This window comes from Ruegeria sp. HKCCD6157 (assembly GCF_013110685.1).
GTDB lineage: Bacteria > Pseudomonadota > Alphaproteobacteria > Rhodobacterales > Rhodobacteraceae > Ruegeria.
The window spans coordinates 1-20,065 of the sequence record NZ_WVRB01000013.1; the positions used below are offsets into that span (position 1 = coordinate 1).

The window sequence follows — 20,065 nt, forward strand, 5'->3', positions numbered from 1 at the left end:
CGCAGGCCGACGATGCACTAACAATCAATTTGGACCAGTCAGATGAGGCTGCTCATGACAGACGACGCCAAGAAATCGCGGCTTTATGTTTTTAATATCCCCAAATTTTGATCGCTAGAGAATGAAGCCCACATCGCCACAATAGCTTCCGCAAGTTGTTGCAGCTAGCTTACCACTCCTCTTCGTTAGTCCACCCTAATCAGAACCGAACACTTAAGTTTGCACCGAGGCCATGCTCTTGGCCGTTGGAGCGAACTGAATAGCCATATCCTGCCGTTAGTCTGGCCAGATCAGAGATCTGATACCCTAGCCCCAGACCAAGTACGAAGCCATTTGCACCTCGGTTTTGTCCGACTTGTGTGAACGTTCCAAATATCGGGCTCGTTACAGTGATTTCGTGCTCACTATCCTTGTTGGCAAAGAAGTCATATTCGTAACGAGCAAAGGCGATTGGGGTTAGCAAACCATTCTCTGTCAAGAAGTCGCGTTGATAGTCAACTCCAATAGAAGCGACCAGAGACTCTGCGTTCGCTTTTTCAATCGAGTAGTTGAAATCACCACCGCCGGTCTCTGTGCCTGAACCTTGTTGAATACGCCCGTAGTTTAATCCAAAAACCGTAGAAACCCTTGCACCGCCGTCCAGGTTAAACAGCTTTCGTGCCTGGAAACCGGCGTGGATTCCCTCTTGGTCCAATTCCGATTTAGCCTCGCCTCCCGTAAAGCCATCAACAGAAGGGTTGTTCCGCTTGGCATCAGTTTCACCGAACATGTAACCGATCAGTCCGGAGAACTCCCAAGTTCCGGTTGTTGTACGCCCATAGACGCCCACATGATAGCTGTCGGTCGAAAAGTCCTGATCGACTTGATCGTGTTCATCCATGGAGGATGTTCCAAAACCTGCGTACACGCCGACCACACCTCTATCGGTGCTTGCGACATCCGCTCCGACCAAAATGGTGCCGAGCGAATAGTCGAATGTCCCAAGACCATTACTTCCATCAACGTCACCGCTCACATAAGCCGTGTCGATCCACCAGCGCCGATCAGAGCAGTCTATTGCACCGCTCGGGCTCTGGGCCGAGTCGATGCCGCCTGCTGCAACGGGTTGATCCTCATTGTTGAAGCCAACCGCTTGATACTTGCGGCAGTCAGCGTGGCTCAGCACTGTGTTGGTTATCAGGTCAAGTTGCTCCAGCCCAACGGTCAAATTGGAGGAATAGGGTTCTGCGTGCACACGATTAAACCCAGCCAATCCTGAATTGGTAAGCGTGTTAACGGTATTGCCCAAGGTTGAGCCGCTGGTCAGATTGGTTCCAGGTGACGTGTTTGTGGTGTTGGCCACCGCACCTGCAAGGTTGCTCGCATTTGGGGAACCGGTGACCGCCGGGTTTTGCGGTAAGCTTGAGACCGGCAACGCAGTGAACGCAATGTCAACCTGACCATCTGCGGTGGGCGTATTGGCTATCGTCAGATTGGACAAAGCTGGCAGAGATCCACCTGCAACGAGCGTGGGTGAGTCTCCATCAAAACTTGAAGCTTGAAAAACAGTGTAATTGTTGCCGGCAGCATAGTCTTGCGCAGTCAGGCCGGGGCGAGCGGCTTCGACTTGTATCGTCGCATTGTTGATTCCAGAAACAGCACCTGTTGACGAAACCAAGTCCGCATTTTGTGCGGCTGTTGGGTCAACTTCTGACAATATCGTCGATCCTCTATCAAAGGACATAGGGCCATTGATGTTTAGCGTCCCAATTGAAAAGCCCGGTGAGAGAACGCCGCCGTTTTTCATAGTGAAGCCGCCGTTTACAGTGAAATTGAGTACATTTACTGTTCCATTTCCTGCCAACGTGCCAAAATTTTCGAAATTTACGGTATTCAAACTGCTGGCGGCATCGAGCCGAACCGTCGTACCCGCGGCTATTGCCACGTCGCTAGTTGAAAATATGGAACTGTTCGTCAACGTAAAATCTGAAGCCTCAACAACGCGCTTTTGAATATAGTAGGCACCGAACACGACATCGGTGGCACCAATGACGGTCAGGTTATCGTAGGTTAAAGGGCGGTCTGACTGGAAATAAACTTCTGTAGGATCGATACTTGCTCCGTTAAATGGAGCAAAAGTCATCGACCTGCCGGAACCAATCGAAGTGCCGATGAGATTCACGCGAAGTTTCCCGTTGATGTTGGTGGCCAAGGCTTCCCGGGACACAAAGTCTCCACTGCCTGCCGCGACATCAACGTTCAACAAAGTCAATACTGACGCTCTGTCTGGAAACTGGTTTTGGCCTGGGACATACAACTCGATTTCACCAGAAGGCGTAATAGTTGAGTTCCCAATAGTAAGCCCTGTAATTGGTCCATTTGGGATAGGGAGACAGGTTCGCTGAGTTGTAGAGATAGTTTGATTTGCAAGAGTGGTTTCAGATCCAGATGAATACTCTACCCGCGGAGCCCCCAGTTCTATGCAAGATTGGGCATGTGCGTCGCCCGGCAACAACAAATAAGCTGAGATCGCGAGGGGGACCCCCGCCAAAGTAGCACTCTGTGCGTTTCGATTAAAAAGGTTCGAGCCTTTGAGTGCCACAATGTGTCTCCTACTTCCGATCAAGCAAGCATTACTCAGCAATCAAATCGAAACATACTAATTGATATATGTAAGATCGCATATTTTGGTTTTTGTTGCTTAACGGCAACCTCACCAAAAAAGGTCAGCCTTGGGCTCTCTCGGCACATTCGCCGCGAGATTCATGAACGACCGTTTCGGGATGGAGCGCCTTTCGCGGCGTGGCGCATGATCTGGCAAGACGCGGACGAAGCAGTCTTTATATTCTTCGACATCGAGGGAAGTGATCGATCCATATCTGCAATTTTTGATGAACGGTTTAGTCTCCTCTCTTTTTAAACATTGTCTACAGGTGATCGGTCAACGATCTGTTCAACTCGGCACGCAGCACTTTAACGAAGTCCCTTTCCAGACGCGATTGCAAACGGTTGTCACGGTAGAGAATGGAAATTGGCATCGGTTGCTCTTGCCAATCATGCAGCAACTGGATCAGACGACCTTTTGCCAGTTCTCCAGCGGCAGCAAGTGCCGTAGAGATTGCCACGCCGCGGCCTGCAATGGCCTCATGCGTGACATCACGAACATCATCAATTGCAAATTGCGGTTCAAACGATTGGGTCCAGTTCTTACTGTCCTCATGTTTCAAACTGAGCGGAATATGTGGGCCGGGAGCGATCACGACATGGTCGCTAAGTTGGTCAGGATGTGTGATCTCGCAATGCGTATCTATATATTCTGGCGAGGCGACTAGAATACGGCGGGTCTGCCCAACTCGGGCAGCAATCAGGTCGCTGTCAGGCAACCCGCCTATCACCAAAGCTAAATGTGTATCAGTGTCTAGGCGTTCGACAGGTCGATTGCTTAATGTCAAATCGAACCGCGTCATTGGATGTGCTTCCAAAAAAGAGCTGATTGTTTGCCGCACACCCATTTGCAGCAAACTAGCGGGAACGTGCATGCTCAGGTGTCCTGTATAGTCTGAATGCCAATCGTCCAATTCACTTAAGGCTTGCGCAACGTTCTGCATTGCCGGTCGAAGGCGCGCATTCAATTCGTCGCCACGTGGGGTTAATGAGAGCCGGTTAGCGCCGCGATCAAAGAGTTTTTCACCTACTGCCGTTTCCAGGTTGGCCATTCGGCGACTAAGGCTGGGCTTGGGAATTCCATCTGCACGCGCCGCTGCTGCGATGGAGCCATGATCCACCACGATCAGAAACAGACGCAAATCTTCCAGTTCAGGTAAGGCCATTAGTCGAGGCTCCTCAGGGTTCAAAAATGACCCCTGGAGGGCCATAATGGCATCTATAGAGAGCCAAACATGGACCCTATCTCTCCGTCAAGACGCAAGCATGAAGCGAGCGCTTTTAACCTCGGAGAAAAACCAATGACTACTCAAGCAACCACAACCGTTTCAACTTACCTCTTTAACCGCATGGCTGAACTGGGCGCTAACCACGTATTTGGTATCCCAGGTGATTATGTCCTGCCCCTGTTCGACGAACTGATCGATGGTGACCATAACTCCGAGCACGTTCTGGTGTGCAACGAACTGAATGGTGCCTATGCAGCTGACGGCTATGCCAAGCTCTCGGGTTTTGGTGCGATGGCGGTCACGTTCGGGGTTGGCTCACTCAGCACAGCTAACGCTGTTGGCGGAGCGTATGCCGATGACACTCCAATGATCGTTATTGCTGGCGCACCCAGTGTAGAAGTGATCACAACTCCATCGCGCCGTAAGCTGCACCACGTGATGGACCGGGACTTCGACGCTTACCTCAAAGCCTTTGCACCCATAACCGTTGCCGCTCACCGTTTGATGTCACCAGAAACCGCGGCTCAGGAAATTGATGATATCTTGCGTCTGTCCTATCAATCGAAAAAGCCGATCTATCTGGAAATCCCATACGACATACAGACTGCACAAATCCCGGTAGCCAACCAAGCGCTGGACCTGATGATGCACCAATCCTCGGATGACGGGTTGAAAGCAGCTGTCGCCGCCGCCGTAGCTGTACTGAAAGAGGGCCGCACCCGCACTGTTGTTGCAGGCCATTTGTTGCAACGCGAAAAGTTGATCGAAGCCGCAAAAGCACTTGTCGAAGGATTGAATGCCGGTGTCGCGACGACCTTTGTCGGTAAAATCTCGGACTTTGAAGGCCATCCCAATGCTGTCGGCCTCTACATGGGCGCAATGTCGAATGACGCCACGCTCAAAGCGGTGGAAAGTGCCGATGTGTCTATTGCACTGGGAATGTCATTCAATGAGTTCGACACCGGAGTCTTTACCGGCAAGATGGGCACCGATCAGCACAACATCTGGGTCGATTTCGATCAGGTGACTGTCAATGGAGCGGTGTTCGACAAAGTCTATCTGCGGGACTTCCTGCCGGCCCTGATCAGCGCAGTCCAATCCGTTGGATCGGGTGAGTTGATGGTGAGCAAGGACGACCGTCGATTCTGCTTCCAGCGCTCAGACGCCTTCGAGCCAACTGACGCGCCCCTAACCATTGACCGGCTGTTCGTTCAGTTCGCAAACTACGCAAAAGAGGGCGATGTCTTTTACGGCGATACAGGCGGCTACATCAATGGATCACAAGCCGAATTCCCCACCGGTATGGACATCTACGGTGTTGGCAACTGGGGATCACTGGGCGCGGGCTTCGGTATGTTCACGGGCGGTGTATTTGCCAAGGAAGCCGTCGGTCGGCGGAAGTACATGATCTCCGGTGACGGTGCGTTCCACATGACCGCACAGGAGGTTTCCACGCTGATTAAATACGATGTCGATACGGTAATCTTTGTCCTCGACAACAGCGGCTATGGAGCTGAGCGCCAGATCTACCCCGGCAAGGAACGCAGCTACAACAACACGCCGGTCTGGAACTACGAAGAGCTAGGATCTGTGTTCGGAGGCGTCAAAGGTGTGAACACTAAAGGTTATGTTGCTCGTACTGAAAAGGAGATGGCCGACGTACTTGAACAACTGAGTGAACCGAAGGGCACCAACATCGTACGCATCATACTCGATCCATGGGACAGTGCTACTTTCAATGTCAAATTCAGTGAGGCTCTCCGCCACTAAGAATTACCCCAACTGAAATACTACGAAGAGCCAAGGGCTGCCCCCCCTTGGCTTTTTTTTGAATAGTCAATAGAGCTTGGTTCAACGTGCGAAGAGAAACCCATGCCTGTATTGCGTCGCAGATCAGCTTCAATACAGAAGATCTGCCACGGCAGCAAAGGGCTCGGAATGGTCAATCGCTGCAACTTACATAAATTTCTGCTTCGCGGACAATTCTGCCATCCGCATTTTTACTCCAAAGGATCGCAGTCAGCCCAATTCCGACCTTTTGGGTCAATCAGAAGAGAGTGTGGTTTGGAGAAGCTTCGAATTTCCATTTGTTGCAGCAGCTAGGCGCGGGCTCTTAAATTCGCGTAACCATCACGGCCAACATATCTCAAATATGTATTGTATTATTCGCTTAAAAATTCCAGATATTGAATGATTACTCGTGTGGGAGGATTAGATGGGATTTGGCGATGCGATCAAGACGTGCTTTGGCAAGTACTTTGTGTTCTCTGGGCGAGCAACACGTCCAGAATACTGGTGGTTCGCTCTTTTCGTAATTTTGACGAGCGCCATCTTGGCCATTTTTGATAACTTTTTATTCGGTTCCAATCCTGAAACTGGTGAAGGAACGCGCGTTTTATCCGGCGTGTTCCAACTCGTTGTTGTGATCCCCATGCTAGCAGCGGGTTGGAGGCGCTTGCATGATACCGGGAGGCCAGGATGGTATTTGCTTCTTCCAATGGCACTTAGCATTGCAACCATGTTTATGCTGCTGACGGGTGTTGTTGCATTTTCGGTTCTGGAACAAGGTGTTAATGATCCAGAGGCGCTTAGAGGTCCAGCAGCATTGTTGGGAGGGACCGGAATTTTGGTAGTATCCATTCTACAGCTGATCCTGTCGGTGTTGATGATCTGGTGGTTGACCAGGCCATCCGAGAGCGGAACGAATGAATACGGACCACCAGCATAACTTCAGAGAAAGAACAGAAGGCGCTGAATAACCTGCGGCGCCACCAAGCTCAACAAAGGAGACAAAAGATGATGAAGTATGGTGCTCTATTGGCAGGTGCCGCCCTAATCTTGCTGACTGCATGTGATGAACAGACGGCTCAATCAATGGGAAGCACAGCGGCGGCTGAACTAAACTGTGTCGCCAAAACGAATGAAACTGTGGGCGTTTCAGGGTCCAGCGTATCTGACGTGACCAAACTGGAAGACGGATACAGTGTACTGATGGAAGTTCCCGGCGCAGAGCAACCTTGGGTTTGTGAAACTGACCTGGCAGGAAATACCAAGACAGTATTCTATCTCGGTGAAGGCTAGCCACTTTGCCCGAAGGAGAGCCGGCGAACCGGCTCTCTATGATCACAGGCAGATTAACTTGCTTCCAGAAATCCAAACGTAAATGCGCCGTGGAGATACAATTTGAAACACCATATTAGGACCGTTGGACGCGCTCTGGCAATTTCATTGACCATGGCTACTGCGGCTTCCGCTGAGTGGGTTTACAGCTCAACCCCGACACCCAACGCCTACATTCAGAGCAGTACTTCAACTCTCGAGCTTCAATGTGACCGTATTCGTTTTGTACCCGCTGGCTACGAAGATAGTCAGGATATTGTGACGAAACAGGGTATCTTGATACGCTTTATGAAAAATGGAACGACTGAAGCAGGTTCATTCCAAGCGGGCCGCGAGAACGCTGAGCTGCAAATTGTAGACAACTATCCCGTTGAAGTGGCGTTCAAAAACGCTGAAGACTACAGCTTTGTGCTGGATCAAATCGCGGCAAATGCCTCGGTCGACCTATCGATGATCGACAAGGACGTCACATATGGAATTTTCGACCTGAAGGGCTCTGGTTCTGCGATCAAAAACCTTCGTGCCGCGTGTGGAGGGAGCGCATCGATTTCAAGCTCAGCGGAGTATGAGGCACCAGAAGGTGTCGTTTATTGCGGTGGCGGTGGAATCAAGCGCCAGATCGAATACGCAATCCTCGAAAATCCGGATGGGGACTGGGATGCCATTGTTTCCGTCAATGGAGATACAGTACGGGCGATGACAGCAAACAGCTATTTCGGAAACTCGGAGCCGCCGAAAGGGTTTGTTGTAGCTCTCCTCGGAGAGGACAGGTCTGAGTTTCTGGTTTTCAAGGAAGGTTCTGAAAACTGGCTAGAGTACGGTGATTATCGGTACGATCAATGCAATTGACAATTTGCACCAGTCCACTGCGCAATACTCCATTTCTGAGGCTTGGCAAGCTTTTGTCTGCGTTTGGCGTTTTGTGTATCGGATGGCTCACACCTGCAAACGCGGCTGACGTGACTGAATTACCCAAAGGATTGCAGGCGAAAGTCGAACTTGCCAAGAAAGCTTGTGAAGAATTCGACAATGGTCAGTTCGGTCTGGAATGGGGGGCCGTCGAGAGGGTTGATCTTGATGGAGACCTGTACAGCGACTGGGTTCTAAATGAGTTTGGTTTTGCGTGCTCTACCGCGGCTTCGCTTTACTGCGGAACCGGTGGATGTATGTCTCATTTTCTGGTGAGCGATGAAGTCCATTCGTTACTTAACAAGGGGTGGGATATCGTGACTTTTGGCGCTGAAAAAGTTCTTCTGTCGAAGGTGCATGGTTCACAATGTGGTGGGATCAATCCAACACCATGTGTGACAGCCAGCGTTTGGGATGGCGAAGAGAAAACGTGGCGCTCGACTGGTGCAGAATGGGAATGATTTTGGTGCGTGCGACGATACTCAGACCACCTGATCTTCTGTTTGTAATGCTCTAGATGCCTGAGATACTACATCTTGCACTTGGAGACAGTGCGGCTGGGTGCCTTCGTGTAGCAAGCAGCAATCACGGTATGCCGGGCTTCGTTTTCTGCATACCTGATGACCTCAGCCATGGGCCACTTGATGATGGCCGCTCAAGAGCCGACTACTTGCGGAGCTGCTTCGAGGGATATGATGATTGGTCGATAGATCTTGATGACGCCTTTGAACCGTGGGATTCCTTGGTTACTAAAATATGCAAAGCAAATGTAGATACGGTTGTTGTCTGGGCAGGAGACAACGTTTCTGAGGAAACGTTCCTTTGCATGGCCTGTTGTTGCTTGCGCGAACAGCCCGTTCGGATACTGCGTCCCATCATAAAATCCAAGCACGACCGCAACTATGCGGCTGTCCAGACACCAGCCGAACTGGCAGACCAATTCCCCTCGGCGAACGAGTTGAACGATGCGGTTTGTAGCGAAAAAGAAGCCACTTTCAAACGGCTCTGCGATGATCAAAGGACGTTGCGGCATTGGAGCAACGGTAGGATCGAAACGGTTCAGGCTGACTTCTATGACCATTTGTTGTACGCATGCTGCACTAAGGATTGGCGACCTGCCGCTCGTGTCGTTGGCGCCGCGATGGGTTCATGCGATGGTCACAACGCAATGAGCGATCTGTTCTTTTCAAGCCGCCTTCGCGGGCTGATCAAAAACGGCATTGTTGATGCCGACGGCAATCCCAATCGGTTGCGAGAGTACTCTGTACGAGTTTCGGAGAATTGACAGATGAGCGCGCTAAACCGTCTACGAAATGAGCTATACAGGCTAATCGGTGACTGGAAGCTTGGTATAGGCACCCAAACTCATTTCAAGTTTTTTTATGCAGGTCAAGAAATGTGATGCTTAAAACACTTACGATAGCAGTATTGGCGCTCGGTGCGACCGCTATTCCTGCGGTCTCGCTGGCAGATGCCGACGGGCCCGACTTTTTTCGCGTTACCGGTGTCGCCCCAAACGACGTACTCAATATCCGCGAAACTGCCAATGCACATGCCAGAAAGGTCGGTGCCATTCCCCCAAATGTGGGCGGGGTCCGCAATCTTGGCTGCGAGACTGGGCTTACCTATACCGAGTGGGAGAAAGCTACTGAAGCAGAGCGGGAAGCAGCCGCGAAACGAAGGTGGTGCAAGATAGACTATCAGGGTACGGTCGGCTGGGTTGCGGGCCGCTACCTGGCCGAAGACGCTATACTCGACGACGCAATCGAAGAGCCCGGCTTTGCATGGCGATTGGTCAGTATTGATGAAACCAAGGCGTTTGGCGAGGGTGAGATTGTCTTCATGCCTGATGGTTCAATTTTTGGCTCGACCGGTTGCAACAGTTTCAATGGCAGTGTCTTTCTAGGCGGAGACAAAATCACCTTTCAAACACCTTTGGCGACAACGCGCATGGCGTGCCCGGGCGATCTTGGTATCCAAGAGGAAGCTTTCCTCAATGCGTTCTCTGGCGAGGTGCGCTTTAGCTACGATCCAGTCATTGATCAGATTACGTTTATGCCTGCCGACGGGGCCTCTGCCTTAAAGTTCCAGCGGCTTCGATGAGGCTGCCTTCGCAAAGGGAAACTGCGCGCATCACACTGATGCTTCGCAAGACTGCCGGGTGCCCCTCTTTCGGCTTGGCCAAAACACTTAATCCACGAGCGCACCAGCTTCCCGCAGGGCTTCTGAAATCAAGATTGCGCCAAAGCCAAGTGCATTGCTGGAAGATGTGGCCCAACTGACAATTGATATTCCAGTGTCCGCGAACGCGGCAGCTTCTGATTCAAAACCGAGCGTTTGACCACCGTGTCCCCAAAGGTGTGGCCCTTTGTTGGCAAGACCCAGCCCATATCCCATTAGAGCCGGATGTGTCGTAGAAGTGGTCGTCTTCATTTCTGATAACGTCTCGGGATGCTGAAACAGTCGTCCCTCGACGAGCGCCTCAATAAAGGTATGCATATTGTCAGTGGTCGAAATCACCGCGCCCGCTGCCCAGCCTTGCGACAGGTTCCAATCCGTCGTTTCATAGTCGAAGGGAGGCGCAAAGTAGGTACGCGGTAATCCAAACTGAGGACGTGGGATGCCATTCCAGAGAAACGTCCGCTCCATGCCGAGTGGGGCGAATATGCGGGTTTCAAGCGACTTTCCCAAGGGAAGCCCTTCAACTTTTTCGATCACAAGACCAAGTAACGTGTATCCGGTGTTGCTGTAGCTCCATTCGCCTTTTTTACCTGGTGAGAAACTTGGTTGACCGTGTGCCACCACAAACTCAATCATCTCTTCGGGGCTCAACTGGCGGCGTATGGCACTAGGGTCATTTACGGCTCCTTCCATAAGACCGGGCGTTCCATCAGGCGCGTTGTCCGTATAGCTGAAAACTCCCGAGGTGTGTTGCGCCAGTTGCCCAAGCGTAATGACCCGCCCAAAAGGCAGTTGATCGGCTAATTCGGGCAAATGTTCCATCAATCTGTCATCAATCGAAAGCTTCCCTTCTTCCTGCAATTGCAAGAGCACTGACGCCGTCATCATTTTGGTGTTGCTACCAATCTGAAAGGGCGTGTCACAAGACATTGGGGCGCCGTTAGAAGGATTGGAGGTTCCAGCAGACTTTGCATAGTGCCATGCAGGCCCGCGCACAGAAAGCACTGCACCCGGTGCACCGCCAAGCTCAGAGCTAAGTATGTTTTGCAAAACAGTATCTAGAGCGTGTTCGACTGGTGCAGGCACGCTCACATGGACAGAGCAGGCAGAAACCTCAGCGAAAACCGGCCTTGCCCCGTTGAAGACAAGAGAAAACAAATTTGCTAGGATTATAATCAGGAAATGAGGGCACTTTCCAAGTGCAAGAGATTTCAGTATGTTCTCCATGAAATTTCCATCCACTTTTTTGCATGCATTTTCTAGGTAAGTTGGCTCCACAAGGTCGATGGTCCCCAGAAACAAACATTGTAACAGGTCCAACTGGCTGTTTTTCGCACAGCTTCCTCAGTTCGCCCGCTGCCAGCTTTCGTCAAGACTACGCAGGTAAAGCAGAGTTCCCAAACCGTGGGCGGCGCCATAAAGAACGACGAGATCTCTCTTTGACTCGTTGATAGCTTTCGCGAGACGTTCGTTTCTCCAGTCTATTGTGATCCGCGAGACTTGAGAGGCATCAGACGTCGGCAGTACAAATGTATCGAACGGCGTGATGAGGTTTTCCTCGGTAATATCCAGCGGGCCCATCATGGCCTCATATGCATCGGCAATTTCTGCGGGCGTTGCATCAACATTAATGTCGTCTCCACCGGGAAAACCCAGGAACATAACGTTGACTTGCGCCACCAGTCCATCAGAAACATTTTGGGCATAAAACTCTGGATTAGGAAGAAATCCGAGCATCGCTCGGATCCTCCGCTTGTCTGCGAGTGTTGAGGCATCAAAGTCGATGAACTCATAGAAGAGATCCATGCCTTCGCTTTTTAGACTCTTAACTTCGCTAGCAACAGCTGAATAGAATGCGGGGTCAGCTTGATGAATCATCGGAACAAAATGTAGCGCACGCTTGCCATTAGAAAATTCGAATACTTTGCCGCTTCCATTAGAACCGTCGACATAGAAATCTTCCTCAGAAAGGCTATCGAAGTCGCCCTTAGGTCCCGCCTGCAAAAAAGGCAGTGGCGTCCTTGTCAGCGGCGGAACAATAACTGCTGGCAACAGAAAATGTCATAGCTGCAACCAGCATGGCTCTTATCGAACTCACTTAAAGCTTCCTAACATTTGGTAAGTTTCTACCGTTCCAATTATGCATTTATTCCCAGCGTTTTGCAAAGCCCACTAACGGCGCATCGCAGCCATTGGTGCTGCACGCAGCATCAGTCGGCTCGAAGCGGTCGTTCGCTGCACTCGGCATGAGCGGTTGATTTTGAGCGCTAAACAGACGTTGTTCTTTCTAAACGACGTAGTCGCTTTTTGTTTTGTCCGCGCTACGCCGCCCGCTCCTTGAAGCTGACAGACTTGGCGATTACATACCAATCGTGGGCGGGCAGCCCGCTATTCCCCCAAACATGATGACGCTCGTCTGCCGATACGCATTTTTTCAAGCTAATAGGTCAGAACTTTTGGACCGAGATTGATCTGATCGAGGGCGCGTTCCTTATTCAGAAACTCGACGAAACCAATGTGAAGTTTGAGTTTCAGAGTTTGCCAATGTTCGACAAGATCTGAAAGCTGGTTGACTGAAATCGAGAGAATGGAGCAATAAACCGAGCAATGACACCGAGTACGAAGATACTGTTGGGGCTCACCGTATTGACGGTCGGGTTATTCATGTTCCTAGCGGGACGTGCGGTCGAACGTTACCAATATGAGGAGGCCTGCCTAGACTTGGGCGGAGGTCGCCATCCTGGAGATTACCCGATTTGCGTTTTGGAACAGCGTTCTAACTGACGGACGCGTCTCAGTCACGCCGCGATTGGAACAAAGAAGCTACGAGCACAACGACGCCAATTGCTGTGAAAATGAAAGTCAGCGGCAAAAAAAAGCTTTCTTGCAGAACGCCGTTTGGGTCGACACCGCCATAAAACAGGTGCTCTGAAAGCCCACTTAGTGCTGCAAGGAAAAGGATGACGATACCAAAAAGGCGAAGTTTGGTCATGTCAGGTCTCCGAGGGAATGGGCCAATAGTTAGCATCGTTTTTCATGCCTGTGCATTGAGGAACCTAATTCTTCAATACCTTGATTGCATCGCAATCCAGCCTTCGGCAGGTATAATGCGAAGATGACAAGAGATATTGAAGCAAACGCTCAGAAAATCGCTGATGCCCTGACCTCTGCCCAGCAGATACCTAAACTGTCTTCAGAGGCAGGACAGCTAACGCTGGATGATGCTTTTTCGATTGCAAGTCGCGTCCGAGAGCTTCAGGGCAAAAAGAGAGTTGGCCGGAAGGTCGGCTTCACGAACCGCACGATTTGGCCTGTTTACGGTGTGGATCGACCCATTTGGGGAGAGGTCCACGAAGATGGGCTGTTTTCGACTGATCAGCCGGTAAACTTGGCAAGGTATTCAGAACCGAGAATCGAGCCAGAAATTGTACTTGGCCTCGGCGATGCGCCGACGGCTGAAATGAACAATGAGCAGTTGGCAGGTTGCGTGGATTAGGTTGCCCCGGGATTTGAAATTGTTCAATCGATTTATCCCAACTGGAAATTCTCGGTCGAAGACTCAATCGCAGCACAAGGATTGCACGGCTGCCTTGTTCTTGGCGACAAAATCGAGGCGACGCATGATGTCCTGACCGGCTTGGCCGAAGTGCCTCTAGCATTGTTCAAGGGCACCGAGGCTATCGAGTCCGGCAAAGGTGAAAACGCGCTCGGTGGCCCAATTGAAGTCCTGGCTCATCTTGTTTCTCTGCTCTCAGACGCCGACCAGCTTCAAGGAGGCGAGCTAGTCACAACTGGTACTTTGACAGACGCATGGCCAGTGTTTCCGGGCGAACAATGGTCAGCGGGCTTTGGTGGTATCATGGACACCGAGCTGTCGGTGCGATTTACATGAGGCTGTAATAGAGTTGTGACGCCTACTTCACCAAAGAAAAGTTACTCTCAATAGCTGGGCGCGATAGTCTTCCACTGATTTCATCAATTCTGGAATGCAAATTATACGATGCTATCCAAATCAGATTACATGATGTTTCTCAGGCACCCCGCCTGGCTATGGATCAGGAAACACGCCAGGCATCTGCTGCCGCCGATTGACCCTTCATTGCAAGCGCGTTTTGACGAGGGGCACGCGTTTGAGCCATATGCTGAGGAGCTATTTGGTGATCTCGTTCGCCTCGGTTTTTCAGATTTTTCAGAATACCAGGCTCTGCCCGCGCGTACTTTGGAGGCTTGGAGAAACGGTGCAAACGCAGTGGCGCAGGGACGCTATGAAGATGGAACCATAACTTGCATCTCCGACATCGTGAGCCGCAGTGGCGATGGGTACGTTCTGACAGAGATCAAGAGCGGGACATCTGCAAAGCCCGAACACACTTTTGATCTCGCATTCCAGCGTGTCGTGCTTGAGGCAGCGGGGTTCCCCATTGCGCGCTGCGAAGTGGCACATGTGAACCGTGATTACGTCAGAAACGGCGAAATCAATCCGCAAGAGCTTGTCAGCATCACTGACATCACGGATGCGGTGACTGAGCAGCTCGAAAAAACACGCACGCGTATCGATCAGGCATTGAGCGTCGTTGCCAGCGGTACGATGCCTGATCCGTCCCCCGAACGTGCGCGCCTTAAATCCTATGGTGAATGGCTGGAGATCCGCGAAAAACTCGACCCACCTCTCGCGCATGACAGTATCCACCGCCTTCCGTTCATGAATGCGGAAAAAGCCTCGGAACTCATCGCAAATGGGATCACAAAGATTGACGAGATCAGTGATCCATCTGTGTTAGGCAAGTCGACACAGCGCTACTTGAGAGCAGTGGCGAACGGTGAACGCACAATCGATCATCAGGAGTTAAGCAGGTTTCTGAGCGAGATTGTCTATCCGGTTCACTATTTTGACTACGAGACATCTCAGAGTTTGCTGCCACCCTGGGACGGAACGCGTCCCTATCAGCAAGTGGCTTTCCAGTATTCCTTGCATATCCAGCATGAGCCTGGCGGAGAAATTGAGCACAGGGAGTATCTCCACCGAGACGCCAGTAACCCAATGCCAGCCTTGCTGAAAAGGCTTCTTGAGGACATAGGAAACGTTGGCTCTGTAGTGGTTTGGTATGCTCCGTTCGAGAAATCGCGCAATACGGAGATGGCGGAAACCTATCCAGAGCACGCAGAGTTTCTGGAAGGCCTAAATGCTCGCGTTGTAGATCTGATGCAGCCATTTGCGGATGAAGTGATCAACGATCCCGCGTTCAAGGGAAGCGCCTCTATCAAGGCCGTTCTTCCAGCGCTATTGCCAGAACTTTCATACGATGATCTGGATATCAAAGAGGGAGCAAGCGCGTCTCGCCTTTGGAAGGACGTAACACTGACCGAACCGGATGATCCAGCGCGCGAGAAGGTCTATTCTGATCTTGTTTCGTATTGCACGCGCGACACCTGGGCAATGGTCGCAATTCATCGGGAATTGCTGGCAATGTGAGGTGTAGTTTCTACCGCAAGACTTTTTGCGACCGAGCTCTGCGGCGTATCTGTGTGTTCTGTCGGCGTTAAGGCAACCGCAATACTCAATCTTGCCACTCCAACCGATACAAGACGTGGTGACCACGTAGACCTTTCAGAAGTCTGGGTTCTATTTCACAAAAAGAGAAATCGGTTCGTCCTCCGACCATGGCGCGAGTCGCATCTGAAACGAGTACTTCAAAGGATAACGGCATCCAAGGACTTTGGATGTTCCGTTATTGCCTCCCAACCATCTTCGGTGATTATGAAACTGTCGCCAATCTGCGCACGAAATGTATCGACTGACACTGAACCATCAACAGCGAAAACCATCCCTGGCTGCAACACTGTCGTGTCGCCGGTGATGAGCTGTGGTTTCTCCAAAAAGCTATAGCCGGTCGCGCGACCACACCGGAACGGGTATTCAAAACCCGCCCCCTGGATAACCTCGGCATAGGCGGTATGCACACTTTCGGCGGTCACACCTGGGCGCAGCTCTGCTAGTGCGGCGGCCTGACTTGCCACGGCAACCTCATAGATATTCTCTTGTTGTTTGTCCGCCAACTCACCAATCCAAAAGGTGCGGTCAAAACCCAGTTTGAAGCGGTGAAAATTAGTCATGCCGCAAAAGCACAAAAACACCGGCTCGCCTCGTTTCATGATCCGTGTTGAGGCGCGATGATGGGTTTTGGTGATGGTGTCGCCCGACGCCATTATTTGCAGAAAATGAGTGTTGGGCGACATGTCCGCGTCATCGTAATGCGCCACTAAAAGCTCGGCGGCCTTTCGTGTTCCAACCTGGGACGTGGCAATCGCAACTTCGAACTCCGGCACTCCGTCTGCAATGGCGTCGCGTCCGGCGTCCATCATAGCGCTTGCAACTTGCCCGGCATGCCGCGCCAATTGAAGTTCCTGGGCGGATTTTATCATTCGCATTTTAGCCAATATCGGTGTGGCGCTGACCAGGTTTTCCACCGGGACTAACGTTTCCAGATATGTCCGCACAACAGGCGGCATGTGATCAGGCTCGATCCCGACGCGCTTTGCCATTTTGACCGCTTTAGGCAGTTCCGATCTCCACTCTTCGCCCATACCGTCATTCCAGGCCGCGATACGATCAACATGAGCGGCCGAACGTGCGGCATTCAGGTCTATTGTCGGCGTGATCAACAGGCTTTCACCTGACTTGTGCACAACCAGGATGGTTGGACGCCCGAACTCCATATGCAGGTAGTCATAATAGCCCGTCAGATAATAAACGTTGTCGTCATCGGTGATGAGAGCAACGTCGATTCCGGCTTCTTGCACATGAGTGCGAAAGTTCTTCATCCTCGAGGCAAACATCGTCAGTCTCCATCCTGAAGGTATCAGTTGAGCTTCTCGAATTGAGTTGCGTTATCGAGACCGTAGAACACGTTTGGTCCACGGTCTATAAAAGCAAAGTCAAGCACCTGTCTTGACGCTTCGCCTGCATTTCATCGGAATTACTTCTCTGATCACTGACTTTCCCGTTAAAGCCTATCATCAAGCTTCACGCATACGGTGATACGCCGCCGTAAGTAAAATAGCAGCGCTATCTGCGACCTACCTCCAAAGCCATTTCCCTCAGGTGTCGCATATCAGTACCGCAGCAACCGCCAAACACCCTGATAGACGGGTTTTCCCGCAGGACATCCGCAATTTCTTGGCCGAGCTGCGCGGGATCTCCTTCATCCAAGGTATCGGCCTCATCCAATTCTGCGTGCGAACAACTTGATGCATTGGCAACAACACCTTTGAGCCTTGGATGCGCGTTGAGCGCGTCGGCAAAGTGCGTCGGGTGTGCGCAGTTGACCATGTGGAACAGAGCTGCGCCGTCTGTTTCTGCTTCGATCTGGTCTATGGCATCAACAAGTTTTGTGCCGTCAGCCAAACAGCCATCGGTTTCGACGACCAATGACAAAATGATGGGTAAACCAATATCTCTTGCAGCCAGAACACAGCCAGCAGCCTCGCTTAGGCGGTTGAACGTGTACGCGGTCACCAGATCAACACTGGTTTCTTTCAGAACAGCGAGTTGCACACTGTGGTAGCTGCGCGCCTGTTCAACTGTCATGGGTGGGATGTCAGCGTAAGGATCGTATCTTGGGCCAACGCAGGCGGAAACCAAAACGTCTTCCCGCCCAGAAGCATTGCGCACCTCCTCCATCAGTGCGACACCATCCTTGTTTACCTCACGAAGACGTTCAGCATCGTAGCCCAAAGGTGCAGCACGGTCGGCATTGGCCATCCATGTCGGTGCGTCGAGAATGCACCCAACACCCATATCGCCGGCCAATTGCACGAGCGCTTGCATTTGTCCGGCCAGAACAGCCCGGGTGTCAGGCTTCTCCAGCAAGGGAAACGACGCAAAACCCGGAAGCTCGATACCGTGATTAAAAATCAGGTCCGTACCTGTACCTGCATAAACCAAAAATTTCTTGTCACCCTCGCCTGGAAGTCTCCGCGCCATTTTGCCCCCCTCGAACACCGGCATTACTCCGCATCCACAATAACAATGATCAGATCTTCTGCAAAACTGAGGTGTTTACTTGTCCGTTCGGACGCTTTCTGCATATGCGGTATCGGCTAGGCATATCTAGGCGCGAACCACCGGAGATTCTGAACAAGCGTGGCTGTACCGTTCTAACCTTGAACATCGAGTGTCGAATCGTCTCACTATGTGAGACCTACAGCATGCTGACCAACCCTCCAAATAAGTTGCTTCAGTCATTTGGGCACACGTTAAGCTAGAAGGTTCCCAGAACTACGCGGTGAATCTCGGGCTGGCGCGCACTCCGACTTGACACGGTGGCCCTAACTGGTTCAGCTTCCGGTCATGACGTATACACGCATCCACTGCCATCGAATATCGGCCTGAGGTCGATAACCCACGCAAAATCCGTGGGAGGCAGCATTGGTATGCGGGCGAGGCTTATATCCTTGTAATTGCTCCAGATTAGAGTGCACGAGTCGGTTCGATTCCGACGCCTCCTACCATCCTCAAGAGGTGTCCTTACGCATCGGTTTACTGAATACCTGAAGAATTTGCGTAAAACGCGGCTGGCCGAAGAACTCATCGGAGATGATGAACACTCGGCCGATCTCGGTAAAGATGACTTTGATAAAGTTGCTTGCGAATTGTCAGATGGTGTCTTGCTGACCTGGAATGACAAACAGCGCATCAAAAATCGAGTTCAGCGAATTCTACAACACAGGACAGAAGCCTCAGGTCTTGGGCATCTCTCGGAGAAAGAAATCCAGCGACTGCGCCCACTAATGAATGGAGTTCGTTTGGTGGAGCCGAGAGACGAGCATTGGGTGGACGAGGCAGTAGCTGCATTACATGAAGAAATGCCGTGGATGTCCGCTGCCACCAATGAGGTTTGGCACGCGTTGCGACGTATCGCTAGTTGCAAAGGTACAATCCGGTTGCCGAACCTATTGCTAAATGGACCGCCTGGAATTGGTAAATCGGTGTGGGCCAGAAGGCTATCTGAACTGCTTGAACTTCCCAGATGCGAGATTGATGCGAGCCTGGGTGGTGTGGGCTTCAGTGTTGCGGGAACAGAAAGGGGGTGGTCGTCTGCACAACCAGGAAGGCCACTAGAAACAGTCCTACAGCACCGCGTTGGGAATCCTCTAGTTGTCGTTGATGAAATCTGCAAGGCGCAATCAGGCACTTCAGACAGTGGTGCCCATCATGCATTCTCGGATTCGTTGCTGAGCTTTCTGGAACCTGCGACAGCTGCTGCTTGGGAATGCCCGTATTTTCGAACCAAGTTTGATATGTCGCACATTTCGTGGGTATTGACCGCCAATGATATTTCTCGGGTGCCAGAGCCTTTGGTCAACCGATGTACGGTGATCGAGTTACAAGCACTCTCAAGTTTTCAACTGAAGGGATTTGCGCGCCATCAAGCTGTCCGAATGGGCTTGTCGAAGGATTCATCGGACGCAATTGAGGGGGTAATCGAACATTCCATGGATGAGCTAGGGCACTACTTGAGCCTGCGCAATGTCGTTCGCATGTTGCACCGGGCTGTGTCTTTGGAGTGAGCCTCCCCAACTGAACTGGTCCACCGTTATGTTTAGGAAACGGAGGACCAAGAATGGCAAACAAGAGACCGAAGCCTGAAGAGATTGTCTCGAAGTTACGGCAGGTTGAAGTTCTGATGGGTCAAGGCATGTCCCGTCTTGATGCGATCAGACAGATCGGAGTTGTTGAGCAAACCTATTACCGCTGGCGGAAGAAGTACGGTGGAATGGGTGTTGATCAATTGAAGGAACTGAAACGGCTTCAGAAAGAGAACGAGCGGCTGAGACGCGCAGTTTCAGATCTGACGCTGGACAAACTGATCCTGACGGAAGCCACAAAGGGAAACTACTGAGCCCCGCTCGTCGTCGTGCCTGCATTGATCATGTCCGCAGCCAGCTCAAAGTATCTGAGCGACGCGCCTGCCGCGTGCTTG

The 20,065-nt window shown here is 51.5% G+C and carries 18 protein-coding genes, 1 tRNA gene and 1 pseudogene; 13 read left to right on the plus strand and 7 right to left on the minus strand.

The annotated features are described in order from the left end of the window. Positions 1-199 precede the first annotated feature (199 nt). Together GS612_RS20060 and GS612_RS20065 are read right to left on the minus strand one after the other, a co-directional pair. The gene (locus tag GS612_RS20060) at positions 200-2,251 is read right to left on the minus strand and encodes an autotransporter outer membrane beta-barrel domain-containing protein (protein WP_253286238.1); all 2,052 of its coding nucleotides are present in this window, start codon (positions 2,249-2,251) and stop codon (positions 200-202) included. Positions 2,252-2,906: 655 nt separating this feature from the next. Then, positions 2,907-3,809 carry a LysR family transcriptional regulator gene (locus GS612_RS20065; protein ID WP_171642700.1) on the minus strand — a complete coding sequence of 301 codons (903 nt, stop codon included), beginning with the start codon at positions 3,807-3,809 and terminating at the stop codon, positions 2,907-2,909. Positions 3,810-3,944: 135 nt separating this feature from the next. Here GS612_RS20065 and GS612_RS20070 point away from each other — a divergent pair, with 135 nt between their 5' ends. From GS612_RS20070 to GS612_RS20100, 7 genes are all read left to right on the plus strand, one after another. After that, on the plus strand, positions 3,945-5,642 hold the full coding sequence (locus GS612_RS20070) for a thiamine pyrophosphate-binding protein (protein WP_171642702.1): 1,698 nt from the start codon (positions 3,945-3,947) through the stop codon (positions 5,640-5,642). Between the two features lie 445 nt (positions 5,643-6,087). Continuing rightward, positions 6,088-6,600, plus strand: a complete 513-nt coding sequence (locus tag GS612_RS20075; protein ID WP_170703521.1) for a DUF805 domain-containing protein — start codon at positions 6,088-6,090, stop codon at positions 6,598-6,600. A 68-nt stretch (positions 6,601-6,668) separates the two neighbouring features. Then, positions 6,669-6,953 (plus strand): hypothetical protein, encoded by a 285-nt coding sequence (locus GS612_RS20080; protein WP_170703520.1) that lies wholly within the window; start codon positions 6,669-6,671, stop codon positions 6,951-6,953. Positions 6,954-7,055: 102 nt separating this feature from the next. After that, a complete protein-coding gene (locus tag GS612_RS20085; protein ID WP_253286239.1) occupies positions 7,056-7,841 on the plus strand; it encodes a hypothetical protein in 786 nt (261 codons plus the stop codon). Continuing rightward, positions 7,832-8,362 (plus strand): hypothetical protein, encoded by a 531-nt coding sequence (locus tag GS612_RS20090; protein ID WP_171642705.1) that lies wholly within the window; start codon positions 7,832-7,834, stop codon positions 8,360-8,362. Before GS612_RS20085 ends, GS612_RS20090 begins: the two co-directional genes overlap by 10 nt. Before the next feature lie 56 nt (positions 8,363-8,418). Then, positions 8,419-9,186: a DUF3658 domain-containing protein gene (locus GS612_RS20770; protein WP_171642707.1), complete on the plus strand. Its 768-nt coding sequence runs from the start codon at positions 8,419-8,421 to the stop codon at positions 9,184-9,186. Between the two features lie 116 nt (positions 9,187-9,302). Beyond that, positions 9,303-10,004 carry an META domain-containing protein gene (locus tag GS612_RS20100; RefSeq protein WP_216603665.1) on the plus strand — a complete coding sequence of 234 codons (702 nt, stop codon included), beginning with the start codon at positions 9,303-9,305 and terminating at the stop codon, positions 10,002-10,004. Between the two features lie 87 nt (positions 10,005-10,091). Here GS612_RS20100 and GS612_RS20105 read toward each other — a convergent pair whose 3' ends face one another. The 3 genes from GS612_RS20105 to GS612_RS20115 all read right to left on the minus strand — a co-directional run bounded on the left by GS612_RS20105 (position 10,092) and on the right by GS612_RS20115 (position 13,074). Beyond that, positions 10,092-11,309: a serine hydrolase gene (locus GS612_RS20105; RefSeq protein ID WP_216603666.1), complete on the minus strand. Its 1,218-nt coding sequence runs from the start codon at positions 11,307-11,309 to the stop codon at positions 10,092-10,094. A gap of 117 nt (positions 11,310-11,426) precedes the next feature. Next, complete coding sequence (locus tag GS612_RS20110) at positions 11,427-12,134, minus strand: hypothetical protein (RefSeq protein ID WP_171642711.1); 708 nt, start codon at positions 12,132-12,134, stop codon at positions 11,427-11,429. Between the two features lie 742 nt (positions 12,135-12,876). Further along, positions 12,877-13,074 (minus strand): DUF3955 domain-containing protein, encoded by a 198-nt coding sequence (locus GS612_RS20115; protein ID WP_171642713.1) that lies wholly within the window; start codon positions 13,072-13,074, stop codon positions 12,877-12,879. Positions 13,075-13,197: 123 nt separating this feature from the next. Here GS612_RS20115 and GS612_RS20120 point away from each other — a divergent pair, with 123 nt between their 5' ends. The 3 genes from GS612_RS20120 (at position 13,198) to GS612_RS20130 (ending at position 15,555) form a co-directional block, all read left to right on the plus strand. Next, positions 13,198-13,578 carry a hypothetical protein gene (locus GS612_RS20120; RefSeq protein ID WP_171642715.1) on the plus strand — a complete coding sequence of 127 codons (381 nt, stop codon included), beginning with the start codon at positions 13,198-13,200 and terminating at the stop codon, positions 13,576-13,578. 81 nt (positions 13,579-13,659) lie between these two features. Next, positions 13,660-13,974, plus strand: a complete 315-nt coding sequence (locus GS612_RS20125) for a hypothetical protein (protein ID WP_171642717.1) — start codon at positions 13,660-13,662, stop codon at positions 13,972-13,974. A 129-nt stretch (positions 13,975-14,103) separates the two neighbouring features. Continuing rightward, entirely contained in the window at positions 14,104-15,555 is a 1,452-nt protein-coding gene (locus GS612_RS20130) for a DUF2779 domain-containing protein (protein ID WP_171642719.1), read from the plus strand. A 218-nt stretch (positions 15,556-15,773) separates the two neighbouring features. On the opposite strand, the gene GS612_RS20135 is transcribed toward GS612_RS20130, so the two are convergent. Then, the gene (locus tag GS612_RS20135) at positions 15,774-16,919 is read right to left on the minus strand and encodes a Xaa-Pro peptidase family protein (protein WP_171642721.1); all 1,146 of its coding nucleotides are present in this window, start codon (positions 16,917-16,919) and stop codon (positions 15,774-15,776) included. A gap of 229 nt (positions 16,920-17,148) precedes the next feature. Then, positions 17,149-18,090 carry a homocysteine S-methyltransferase family protein gene (locus tag GS612_RS20140; RefSeq protein WP_170547511.1) on the minus strand — a complete coding sequence of 314 codons (942 nt, stop codon included), beginning with the start codon at positions 18,088-18,090 and terminating at the stop codon, positions 17,149-17,151. Between the two features lie 409 nt (positions 18,091-18,499). Here GS612_RS20140 and GS612_RS20145 point away from each other — a divergent pair. The 3 genes and pseudogenes from GS612_RS20145 to GS612_RS20155 all read left to right on the plus strand — a co-directional run. Then, a tRNA-OTHER gene (locus tag GS612_RS20145) sits at positions 18,500-18,593 on the plus strand. Positions 18,594-18,641: 48 nt separating this feature from the next. Further along, positions 18,642-19,652 (plus strand): AAA family ATPase, encoded by a 1,011-nt coding sequence (locus tag GS612_RS20150; protein WP_171642723.1) that lies wholly within the window; start codon positions 18,642-18,644, stop codon positions 19,650-19,652. A 53-nt stretch (positions 19,653-19,705) separates the two neighbouring features. After that, positions 19,706-20,065, plus strand: a pseudogene (locus GS612_RS20155) (transposase); the annotation flags it as partial.